Here is a 9,682-nt window from a genome sequence, read left to right on the forward strand (position 1 = left end):
AGGCGCGTCGTGCGCGCGACGTAGACGAGACTGCCGTTCGTCTTGTCGAAGAGCCGGTCGATCTCCAGCGACTTGAAGATCAAGGAGCGGCTTTCGTCGAAAACCTGCTCGCCTTCTTCGTCCCCGCTGATCGTGTCGTTGTAGACGATGGGCCCCGTCTGGACGCAGGAGACGCTGGCGATCGACGGATCCTCGGCCAGCCCGACCGCGCCCCGAAGACCACCGGTTCGTGGACGCGCGACGTAGCAGCTGATTCCCGCGATCTTCGGGTCCTCGAAGGCCGTGATGACGATCTTGTGGTTCGGGCCGATCAGCTTGAAGGCCGTCGAGACCTCGCCGATGTCGCGGGCGTATGCCTCGGCCGGAAAAGCGAAGGCGAAAAGGAGGAGCAAGCGCTTCATGGGGGGCCACCGGGTTCAGACTGAACGGAAGAGGTAGGTCGGCGAGCAAGATTGTCGGCAGACCCGGGGACAACGTTTGCGGTCAATGGCTGACGCTCCCCGCAATACCCCGCATGAGAGGCCGCTGCGGGCGAAGCGCGCCCGCCAAGCGAGAGGCGTCGAGCACCGTCGACAGACCACGATGACGGACGATCACCGCAGCGATGCCGCCGCCGGAGATCACCGGGTGAAGCGATCGAGTGGGTGTCCCCCTCTCATCGAGGCGACTGCGGCCCGGCATGAGGCGGAATGACGCTGGAGGTGCTTGCGGAGGGCGGAGGCCGGCGGCGTCTGCTAGCAGGGCAGAGCCACGTCCGTTCGGGGGAACGGGCAGCGCCGAGGGGCCGAGATATGTCGATCGCATTACCGGACTGGAACGAGCCGATGCCGGGCCTGCGCATCCTCAAGAGGGGTTCGGGCGCCATCCGGCACATCCAAGTCTACGGCCAGCGCTGTTCCGGCACGCACGCCATCGCCCGGACGATCGAGGCGAACTTCGGGCAATCGGCGCGAACCGAAGCCTACGGCTTCAAGCACTGGTTCGTGCCGGATCAGGTTCTGTTTCGGGACGACGTCCTGGTGCTGGTCATCGCGCGCAACGCCTTCGACTGGGCCCGCAGCCTGCACCGGCAACCCTGGCATGCCCATCCGGACGTGAAGGCACTCCCCTTCGCGGACTTCCTGCGCTCGCCCTGGCACGCCTACTGGGACGACGAGTTCTGGGGCATAACGCCCGAGCATCCGCTGCGCGGGCAGGAGATGATGCACGAGCGCGATCCCGCAACCGGCCTTCGGTTCTCCAGCCCGATCGCCAAGCGAACGGCGAAGCTCCGCCACTGGGCCGAACTCCACGGGCGCGCGCCCAATCTCGCCCTCCTTTCGCACGAGACGCTGCAGACCGATCCGCGTCGTGTCGTCGCCGAACTCGCCGCCGCGACCGGGCTTCCGACGACCGGCGAATTCGAGCGCGTCTGGTCCTACAAGGGCAACGGCAACCGGGTGTTCGAGCCGACGCACTACGACGCTCTGGCGCCGGCAGATGCGCAATGGATCGCCGACGCGCTCGACCCGGATGTCGAGACGGCCTTCGGACTGCCGGTTCGGTTCGACGGCGCCGAAGACACGGCCGTCGCTGCGTGACCGGCCCGGCCGCTTCATCGAGCCGGTCATGACACGCTTCACATCGGCGGCACGACGCCCTGGTTGCCGACGACGACGAACGCGGTCGAAAGCGAGCCGTCGGACGCCTTCGTCGCCGGGACGAACACCGGCGCGCCGGGTTTCAGGTCGGCCGCCGAAGCGTCGGCGAAGGTCACGACTGGGATGCCCTGCGGCAGTGTGATCTGCTTGGAGCCCGTCGGATAGGTCAGCGTCAGCTCGCGACCCGACACGCTTTCCACGGCGTTCGACACCGTCGCGTTGGTCATGGTCGAGTTGGCCTGAAGATCCCAGGGGAAACTGCCCTCGTTCGCCCCCTTCATCGCGGCCGGGAAGATCAGCACCTCGAGCGCTCCCGCCTTGCCACCTTCAGCGGGAAGCGTGGCGGCGCCCACGTAGTCGCCGGTCTTGATGTCGCTGGCCGACGCCGCCTTGATGCCGCGAATTCCGACGTTGGGTGCCATGGTGATCGTCACCACGGGACCCTCGCGCGAGGCGACGGACAGCGTGCTGCCATCGACGGCGGCGATCGTGCCGCGTACGCGGGACGGCTGCCCGTCCTGCGCGGCGGCCAGCGACACCGATGCGGCCAGCGTGCCGATCAGGAGAATGGCGGTTCGTGTCAGTCGACGCATGATGAAAAGCCTTTCCTCGAACGCCCGTCGGCCGGGTGGCCGAGCGGAACCCGCAGAAGACGGCGCCGATCTCGGTGAATTCAAGGCGAGCGCGCTTTGTCGGGGACGCTCACCCGACGTCGTGTGAGGCGCGCGGCCAGCCCTCGTCAGACCAACGCGAGAACCCGGGCCGGACCGCCGGTCCCGCCCTTGTGCTTGGGTGCCCCGACGAAGAGGGTCGCGCCCTTTGCGGGCAGGTCCTCGAGGTTGTTCAGGCACTCGATCCCGTAGCGCCCGCCGGGGAGCCAGGAGGTGTGGACTGCAAAGTCCGCCGAACTGCCGGGGTCGAGCGAGAGCGTGTCGACGCCGATGGCGGCGACGTCGAGTTCGGCGAGCCGGTCGGTCGCCGAGCGACCGAAGCCGGGGAAGGCGAAGCGGTTGGCCTCGTCGTTGCGGAACGCGGGGCTTCCGACCTTCCGGGCCCAGCCCGACCGCATGGCGACGCAGGCGCCCGCCGGAATCTCGCCGTTCGCCGAAATCCATGCCTCCACGTCCTCCGCCTCGACGGTCGCGTTGGGGTCGTCGGCGGCTTTTGCCGTGATGTCGATGATGCACAAGGGGCAGACGAGGCTCTGCGGCTCCAACTCGTCGACGCTTCTGCCGTCCTTGCTGAAGTGGAGTGGCGCGTCGATGTGGGTGCCGGTGTGCTCGTAGATCGTGAGCTTGAAGAGCTGGTACCCGCTCTTGTCGAAATTCACGGCCTCTTCGGCGACGATGCCCGGCTTGCCGTCGAAGGTCGGAAACGTCTCGTCGTAGGCATGGGTGAGATCGACGACGCGGCCACGGGTCTCGGCCCGTGCCGGACGGGGCATGACGAGGCGCGATGCGAGCGAGCCGCCCGCAGCGGCCGCGGCGCCGCCCAGGAACGACCGGCGCGAGAGCATCGACGCCTTCACCGTTTCGATGACGCAGTGGTGGCACATGATCGCTTCTCCCCTCGTCGCCTCGACCGATGCGCGAGGCGCAGCGTCGAGACTAGGCTGGTGCGGATCGGTCGGGCAAGCGGAACGAACAAGCGTCGCACCGATGGATCGCTTGCCGCCCCCGCGCAGTTGCTGCCCGGAAGGGAGCGCTACGATGAGCTATATCCTCGACAACCTTTTCCCCATCCTCGCCGCCGCGGTGGCGGGACTGCTGGTCGGCCTCGTCTGGTGGAGGGCGGATGGCGGCCAGCCGGGTGGCCGAGCCCGGTCGGTGGGCTTCCTCGCGGTCGCCTTCGCGGCGGAGTTCTGGCTGGCCTGCATTCTGGCGGGCGCGCTGATCCTGGCGCCGCCCGAGGCCGGCGAATGGGTGATGGCGATCGGAACGCCGGTCGTGATCTGGGTCGGCTTCGTTGTGCCGGCGCTGGTGGTCAGCTTCGGCCGGCGCGGATCGCCCTGGCGCACGATCGCCGCGGAGGGCGGCCACTGGCTCACTGTGATGGTGCTGCAGGCCGTCGTGCTCCAGTCGATCGGCCTGACGCACCCGCCGGCGTGAGCACGACTGCCCGTCAGGCGTCGGCCGATCCTGCCCGCCTGCCGCGCACGGCCGACCACAGGGGTGCGATGACCTTGCCGACGATCGGGATCATCGCGAAGCCGACGAGAAGGCCGACGATCCCCGATCCGACCGCGGTGACGATCCATTCCACCGCACCGGTGGCCGCCGGCACGGCGCCACCCGCGGCGACCGCGATCCCATGGATCAGGTGCTCCGGCCCGTCGATGCCGAAGACCGCCAGGCTATGGACGACGATGCCGCCGCCGACCCAGACCATCGCGGCCGTCCCGACCAGCGCCAGCGCCTTCAGGAAGCCCGGCATGCCGCGGACGAGCGCGCGCCCGAAGGCGGCGAGCGCGCCGGTTCCGCGCCGGGCGAGCGCCAGTCCGGCGTCGTCGGCCTTCACGATCAGCGCGACCGCGCCGTAGACCGCCGCGGTGATGCCGACGGCGACGAGCGCCATGATGACGGCCTGCATCCCGATCGACGCCGCGTCGAGGCTGGCGAGCGTGATCGCCATGATCTCGGCGGACAGGATGAAGTCCGTGCGGATCGCGCTGGCGACGCGCTCGTTTTCGAGGACGACGGGATCAGCCGCAGCCGGGGCCGAGGCCGGTGCGTGGGCATGTGCCTCGTGCGGCACGACCATCTCGAAGATCTTCTCCGCTCCCTCGAAGGCGAGATAGAGGCCGCCCGCAAGGAGAAGCGGGGTGATCGCCCACGGCGCGAACGCCTGGAGGAGGAGTGCGATCGGCAGGAGGATGACGAGCTTGTTGAAGAGCGATCCGCGCGCGATGCGCCAGACGATCGGCAGTTCGCGGTCGGGCGTGAAGCCGACGACGTAGCGCGGCGTGACGGCCGCGTCGTCGATCACGACGCCGGCGGCCTTGGTGCCGGCCTTGGCCGTGAGGGCGGCGACGTCGTCGAGGGACGCCGCGGCGACCTTCGTCAGGGCGACGACGTCGTCGAGAAGGGCGAGAAGGCCAACGCTCACGTGCGGGTCGCTCCGGTTGTCGTGTCCCGCCGCCCTCCGGGGTGGCGCGGGCGGCAGGGATGCCGCTTCGGGATCGACCCTGCCATCCCGACCGAAGGGACGTCGAGCCTCGAGCGTCGCGCCGACCACGTTTTCCCGAGCGATTCCCTCGTTCGAGGATGCCGGGAGCGATGCGTGCGGTCCCGCGTTGCTGTCGTCCCAACAATGGAGACCGACATGGCCGAGATGACGCTCAAGGACATTTCCGAGGCGATGGCCGACATCGACTTCTGCATGCTGTCGACCCGCACCGAGGGCGGCGACATCGCGGCGCGTCCGATGTCCAACAACGGCGACGTCGCCTACGAGGGCGACTCGTACTTCTTTACCTACGAGGAGGCCCGGACCGTGTCCGACATCGAGCGCGACCCGCGGGTCGGTCTCGGCTTCCAGGGCAAGAAGGGTCTCCTCGGGCGGCCGCCGATGTTCATTTCGGTGGAAGGACGGGCCGAACTGATCCGCGACAAGGCGGCCTTCGAGGCGCACTGGACGAAGGATCTGGAATACTGGTTCAAGGACGGCGTCGACACGCCGAACCTCGTCCTGATCAAGGTCCACGCGACGCGCATCCATTTCTGGAACGGCGAGGACGAGGGCGAAGTGCCCGTGCGCTGAACGCGCGGCCGAGACGTCGCGAGGATCATCCGGCGGGCCGAGGGCGCCGCCGGATGATCCGCCTGTGTCGTTATTGCGGTGTCTGAGCCGGCACGATGCCGCCGGACGGGGTCGAGTTCTTGCCGGTCGGCGCCACGCGCCCGGGGCTGGCCGACTGGCAGCCGGCGACCGCCAGGGCGGACACGAGCATTGCGGTGATGGTGAAGGCTTTCATGGACGTCTCCCGTGATGTCCCGACACTGCAAAGGCCCGGAAACGAGCGCTTCATGCCTTTCGGGTCCGTAGCCTTCAAAGGTCTTCGCGGTCCGCTGGTTCCCGAGGGCGGCTTGGCGTCGGCGGGGGGCTTGAGCGCCGGGTCCGGTTCCATGGCCGTCGGGGTGATCGCCCGCACGCCGGCAGGGTCGGCTTCCCACGCGGATGAGCGCTAGTGCCGGACCTGCCCGAGCATGGAATGCAGGATGAGCTCGGCCGAATTCCGGGCATCGGGGAACTGATGGATCACGCTGATCCGCAGGATCTCGAGTGCGAGCTCGCAGACATCGACGGCCGCGTCACCGCTCTGCACCCGCGGGCGGGCGCCGGCGCGAGGAAGGGTCGCGGTTTCCCCCATCCGAAGCGACTGGATGCTGGTCAGGTCGGGGCTCATGTAGCGGCAGCTGCGTCGATGTCGCATGGATCGTCCTTCACGTTGTCCACCAACGTTCTTCGACCGGAACGCTCGTGTCTGGAAAGCCCGATCCGGCCGTTGCGTATTTCTACGTGCCGCCTCGCCCGCCGCCGGCCGCACGGTCCAACCGTCCGCCGTTCGTCCGCGTCAGGCGCCTCGCCGTGCCGATGGCGGCCGCGTGCGCGGTGTTGCGCGCGCCAATCTTTTCACGAAGCTGCGCGATCTGCGTCTCAATCGTGCGGAACGAGACCTTGGTCAGGAGGCCGATCTCCTTGGCGGAGTAGCCGGAGGCCAGGAGATCGAGAAGCTGCTCCTCACGAGGGGCGAGTTGTTCTTCCGTGAACACGCGAAGCACCAGATAGGCTTGAACGAGGGTGACGCTGTGAGAGCCGACCTGGATGATCAGCTTGTCGTAGACGGCGACGTGATCCTGGATCGTCGCCTTGAGGTGGAACACCGTCGGCGTTCGGCTCGCCATCACGTCGAGCATCGGACGGATCACGTCGCGCTCGATGAACGGCTGGTCGGGATAATCCCGCAGACGCTCCAAACTTCCGCGTACATTCATCGTCTCGACCGAGCCGAGCGAGCGGAAATCGAGAGGATCGGCCGGCGACGTATCGGTGATCCAAAGGTTGTGATGCGCGCTCTCCTCGAGGGCGAGCTTTGATCCGATCCGCTGAATGTTCTCCAGGGAATCGAGCTGCCCCGCGGCATGCTCCTGCAGAAGGAGGGGGATCAGATTCTTTCGCACCCCGACACTTTATCCGAGCATGACGATGCACGCTAGAGTTTAGCAGACGGACGCCGGCCCCGTCCCGTGCGTGTCGCGGGTCCGGTGCGGACATGCGTCAATCGCCGACCATGCCCTGGATGCGGTTCGACAGGCCGGTCATGTCGAAGGGCTTGGTGACGACCTGCATGCCGGGATCGAGATGGCCGTCGTTGAGGACGGCGTTTTCGGCATATCCCGTGACGAAGAGGACCTTGAGGCCGGGGCGCAACTCGCGCGCGGCGTCGGCGACCTGACGCCCGTTCATGCCGTTCGGCAGTCCGACGTCAGTGACGAGAAGGTCGATCGAAACGCCCGAGCGTAGCGCCTCCAGCGCCTCGACCCCGTCCTCGGCCTCGATGGCGGAAAATCCCAGATCCTCCACGGCATCGACCACCAGCATGCGCACCAGCGGCTCGTCGTCGACGACGAGGACGGTCCGGCCGGCATTGTCGCCGCGATGGATGGCGATCGGGGCGACCGTCTCGATCGTCTCTTCCTCGTCGTGGCGCGGGAGATAGATGCAGACGGCGGTTCCGACGCCGACGTCAGAGCGGATACGGACCTGCCCGCCGGACTGGCGGGTGAAGCCGTAGATCATCGACAGGCCGAGCCCGGTTCCGACGCCGATCGGCTTGGTGGTGAAGAACGGATCGAAGGCCCGCTCCAGGACGTCGACCGTCATGCCGGTGCCCGTATCGGTCACGCACAGGGCGAGATAGTCGCCGCGCGGAAGGTCGGTTTCGAGCGCCGTCTGTTCGTCGAGACGATGGTTGGCGGTTTCGATCCGGATGAGCCCCCCATCGGGCATCGCGTCGCGCGCGTTGATGCACAGGTTGAGGAGCGCGTTCTCGAGCTGGTTCGGGTCGACGAGCGCCGGCCAGAGCCGGGGCTCGGGCCGCGTCTCCACCGCGATCTGCGGACCGACGGTCCGGCGGACCAGGTCTTCCATGCCGGCCACGAGGCGGTTCACGTCCGTGGGCTTGGGCTCCAGCGTCTGGCGCCGCGAGAAGGCGAGGAGGCGGTGCGTCAGGGCGGCCGCACGGCGCGCCGCCCCTTGCGCGCCGACGACGTAGCGGTCGAGCTCACCGACGCGGCTCTCGCGGATGCGCGTCTGGATCATGTCGAGCGACCCGGAAATTCCGGCGAGAAGATTATTGAAGTCGTGCGCGAGACCGCCGGTCAGCTGGCCGACGGCCTCCATCTTCTGGCTCTGGCGCAGCGCCTCCTCGGCAAGGCGAAGCGCCTCGGCGCGCTTCCTCTCCTCCGTCACGTCCCGCCCGAAGGCGAAGGTCACGTCGCCGTTCGGGATCGTCGCCCAGGCGATGGAGCGGACCGATCCGTCCTTGTGGCGGTAGCGGTTGACGATCCGCGGCGACCCGCCTTTCGCCGCCAGGAGATAGGCGTCGACGGTCTCCTGATGGTCGCCGGCCAGCACGAACTCGTTGACGTGGCGGCCGACGAGCTCGTCCGGGTCGTAGCCGAGAAGCTGCGTCCAGGCCGGGTTCGCGCGGTGGAAGACCCCATCGCCGTCGATCACCACCATGAGGTCCGGCGAGGCGGTCCACATCAGGTCGCGCTCGGTGGTGCGCTCTTCCACGAGCCGCTCCAGCGTCTCGTTGGCTGTCCGCAACTGGCTCTGGCTTTCGGAGAGCGCCTGGTCGGCGAGCACGCGCGCCGTCGTCTCGTTGGTGAAGATGAAGAGACCGGCGACCTCGCCCGCCGCATCGAGGACGCGCGAATAGGAGAACGACCACCACGTGTCGCGCACGCCCCGGTCAGTGTCGAGGGTCCAGGGCAGGTCGACGAAGCGCTGGCTGCGGCCCTCGAAGGCCGCGTCGATGATCGGCTTCGCCTGTGCCCAGGCATCCGCCCACACCTTGTCGAAGCGCTCGCCCATCGCCCAGGGCAGGCGCGGCCCGAGGAGCGGGAAATAGGTCTCGTTGAAGAAGAAGCTGAGCTCCGGTCCCCAGGCGAGGATCATGGATTCCGGCGAGTTGAGGATGAGGCTGAGCGCAGCGCGCAGCTCGCTCGGCCAGCCGGCGATCGGTCCGAGCGGATGGTCGGACCAGTCGCGCTCGAGGATCATGCGCGAGGCGGCCCCGCCGCCGGCCAGGAATGCATCGGACATGCTCACGTCGTCGGTCCATGATGGTTGATGGCGCGGCACGCCGCCACGTCGCCCCTGCCGTTCGCGCCCGTCGGGACGGGCAGCACCGCTCATGGGCTTAGCCGAACTCGCGCGCGGCGAACAGCACGGCCCCCGCCAGCCCGGAGCCGGCGAACGAAGGAATGGCGGCCGGCGCCGCGTGCGCCCCCGCCCGCGGCATCAAACCCCTCCGGCATCGCACATCGGACCGGAACCATCGGTCGCGGCGATCGTCCTTCTCGGGAGCCATTTCAGGGAGACGACGATGTCGAACACGATCAACCAGCCCGGTCAGGATCTGCCGGCGCCCGATCTGCCAGGCCCCGGGGACCGCGACGTCGTCGGGCGCCCGGATGGGAGCCCCGGTTTCGGCAACGATCTGCCGACGAGGCCCGTCGGCCCCAATCCCGCGGGCGAGCCCGACCCGACGCGGCCGGGGCCATCGGTCCCCGGCATGCCCGGCAGCATCTGATCCCGAACGGCGGTCGGGGCCGGTGCGGATGCCAGGCCCCGATGCGTGTCCAGGCGGACGCCGCCGTTCAGGCCGACGCGATCGCCTTCTCGATGTCGGCCGAGGTCTGGCCCGTCAGGTCCTTCGACAGCTCGCCGACGAGGGCCTCCTTCAGCTTCACGTGGTAGCGCTTGCGCATCTCGCCGAGCGCGCGCGGCGCCGCGACGATGATGATGTCGGAAAT

At 68.4% G+C, this 9,682-nt stretch carries 13 protein-coding genes; 4 read left to right on the forward strand and 9 right to left on the reverse strand.

Translation table 11 applies throughout. The features are described from left to right. Positions 1-401: CreA family protein (locus QZ753_RS19580; RefSeq protein ID WP_294646228.1), on the reverse strand; the 401-nt coding region annotated here is incomplete at its 3' end. A 390-nt stretch (positions 402-791) separates the two neighbouring features. On the opposite strand from QZ753_RS19580, the gene QZ753_RS19585 reads away from it, so the two are divergent. Continuing rightward, the gene (locus tag QZ753_RS19585) at positions 792-1,580 is read left to right on the forward strand and encodes a hypothetical protein (protein ID WP_294646229.1); all 789 of its coding nucleotides are present in this window, start codon (positions 792-794) and stop codon (positions 1,578-1,580) included. Between the two features lie 38 nt (positions 1,581-1,618). Here QZ753_RS19585 and QZ753_RS19590 read toward each other — a convergent pair whose 3' ends face one another. Both QZ753_RS19590 and QZ753_RS19595 read right to left on the reverse strand, forming a co-directional pair. Beyond that, complete coding sequence (locus QZ753_RS19590; RefSeq protein WP_294646230.1) at positions 1,619-2,233, reverse strand: hypothetical protein; 615 nt, start codon at positions 2,231-2,233, stop codon at positions 1,619-1,621. Between the two features lie 146 nt (positions 2,234-2,379). After that, positions 2,380-3,195: a cyclase family protein gene (locus tag QZ753_RS19595; protein WP_294646231.1), complete on the reverse strand. Its 816-nt coding sequence runs from the start codon at positions 3,193-3,195 to the stop codon at positions 2,380-2,382. A 154-nt stretch (positions 3,196-3,349) separates the two neighbouring features. On the opposite strand from QZ753_RS19595, the gene QZ753_RS19600 reads away from it, so the two are divergent. Beyond that, the gene (locus tag QZ753_RS19600) at positions 3,350-3,748 is read left to right on the forward strand and encodes a DUF1761 domain-containing protein (protein WP_294646232.1); all 399 of its coding nucleotides are present in this window, start codon (positions 3,350-3,352) and stop codon (positions 3,746-3,748) included. A 13-nt stretch (positions 3,749-3,761) separates the two neighbouring features. On the opposite strand, the gene QZ753_RS19605 is transcribed toward QZ753_RS19600, so the two are convergent. After that, a complete protein-coding gene (locus QZ753_RS19605; RefSeq protein ID WP_294646233.1) occupies positions 3,762-4,745 on the reverse strand; it encodes a DUF808 domain-containing protein in 984 nt (327 codons plus the stop codon). Positions 4,746-4,961: 216 nt separating this feature from the next. Here QZ753_RS19605 and QZ753_RS19610 point away from each other — a divergent pair, with 216 nt between their 5' ends. Further along, complete coding sequence (locus QZ753_RS19610) at positions 4,962-5,399, forward strand: pyridoxamine 5'-phosphate oxidase family protein (RefSeq protein ID WP_294646234.1); 438 nt, start codon at positions 4,962-4,964, stop codon at positions 5,397-5,399. A 70-nt stretch (positions 5,400-5,469) separates the two neighbouring features. Here QZ753_RS19610 and QZ753_RS19615 read toward each other — a convergent pair whose 3' ends face one another. The 4 genes from QZ753_RS19615 to QZ753_RS19630 form a co-directional block, all read right to left on the reverse strand. Continuing rightward, positions 5,470-5,613, reverse strand: a complete 144-nt coding sequence (locus tag QZ753_RS19615; protein ID WP_294646235.1) for a hypothetical protein — start codon at positions 5,611-5,613, stop codon at positions 5,470-5,472. Positions 5,614-5,823: 210 nt separating this feature from the next. After that, positions 5,824-6,072: a hypothetical protein gene (locus tag QZ753_RS19620; RefSeq protein ID WP_294646236.1), complete on the reverse strand. Its 249-nt coding sequence runs from the start codon at positions 6,070-6,072 to the stop codon at positions 5,824-5,826. Positions 6,073-6,154: 82 nt separating this feature from the next. Continuing rightward, complete coding sequence (locus tag QZ753_RS19625; RefSeq protein ID WP_294646237.1) at positions 6,155-6,820, reverse strand: helix-turn-helix transcriptional regulator; 666 nt, start codon at positions 6,818-6,820, stop codon at positions 6,155-6,157. Between the two features lie 97 nt (positions 6,821-6,917). Continuing rightward, a complete protein-coding gene (locus tag QZ753_RS19630) occupies positions 6,918-8,969 on the reverse strand; it encodes a PAS domain-containing protein (RefSeq protein WP_294646238.1) in 2,052 nt (683 codons plus the stop codon). 283 nt (positions 8,970-9,252) lie between these two features. Between QZ753_RS19630 and QZ753_RS19635 the strand changes: the two genes are divergently transcribed. Further along, the gene (locus QZ753_RS19635) at positions 9,253-9,459 is read left to right on the forward strand and encodes a hypothetical protein (RefSeq protein WP_294646239.1); all 207 of its coding nucleotides are present in this window, start codon (positions 9,253-9,255) and stop codon (positions 9,457-9,459) included. Positions 9,460-9,526: 67 nt separating this feature from the next. On the opposite strand, the gene QZ753_RS19640 is transcribed toward QZ753_RS19635, so the two are convergent. Continuing rightward, complete coding sequence (locus QZ753_RS19640) at positions 9,527-9,682, reverse strand: host attachment protein (RefSeq protein WP_367171529.1); 156 nt, start codon at positions 9,680-9,682, stop codon at positions 9,527-9,529.

The organism is uncultured Aureimonas sp., from assembly GCF_913775355.1.
Lineage (GTDB): Bacteria > Pseudomonadota > Alphaproteobacteria > Rhizobiales > Rhizobiaceae > Aureimonas.

Coding starts and splice junctions, on each gene's coding strand:
- QZ753_RS19610 (WP_294646234.1), top strand. CDS start 4,962: ATGGCCGAGATGACGCTCAAGGACATTTCCGAGGCGATGGCCGACATC.
- QZ753_RS19600 (WP_294646232.1), top strand. CDS start 3,350: ATGAGCTATATCCTCGACAACCTTTTCCCCATCCTCGCCGCCGCGGTG.
- QZ753_RS19630 (WP_294646238.1), bottom strand. CDS start 8,969: ATGTCCGATGCATTCCTGGCCGGCGGCGGGGCCGCCTCGCGCATGATC.
- QZ753_RS19635 (WP_294646239.1), top strand. CDS start 9,253: ATGTCGAACACGATCAACCAGCCCGGTCAGGATCTGCCGGCGCCCGAT.
- QZ753_RS19615 (WP_294646235.1), bottom strand. CDS start 5,613: ATGAAAGCCTTCACCATCACCGCAATGCTCGTGTCCGCCCTGGCGGTC.
- QZ753_RS19585 (WP_294646229.1), top strand. CDS start 792: ATGTCGATCGCATTACCGGACTGGAACGAGCCGATGCCGGGCCTGCGC.
- QZ753_RS19590 (WP_294646230.1), bottom strand. CDS start 2,233: ATGCGTCGACTGACACGAACCGCCATTCTCCTGATCGGCACGCTGGCC.
- QZ753_RS19595 (WP_294646231.1), bottom strand. CDS start 3,195: ATGTGCCACCACTGCGTCATCGAAACGGTGAAGGCGTCGATGCTCTCG.
- QZ753_RS19620 (WP_294646236.1), bottom strand. CDS start 6,072: ATGCGACATCGACGCAGCTGCCGCTACATGAGCCCCGACCTGACCAGC.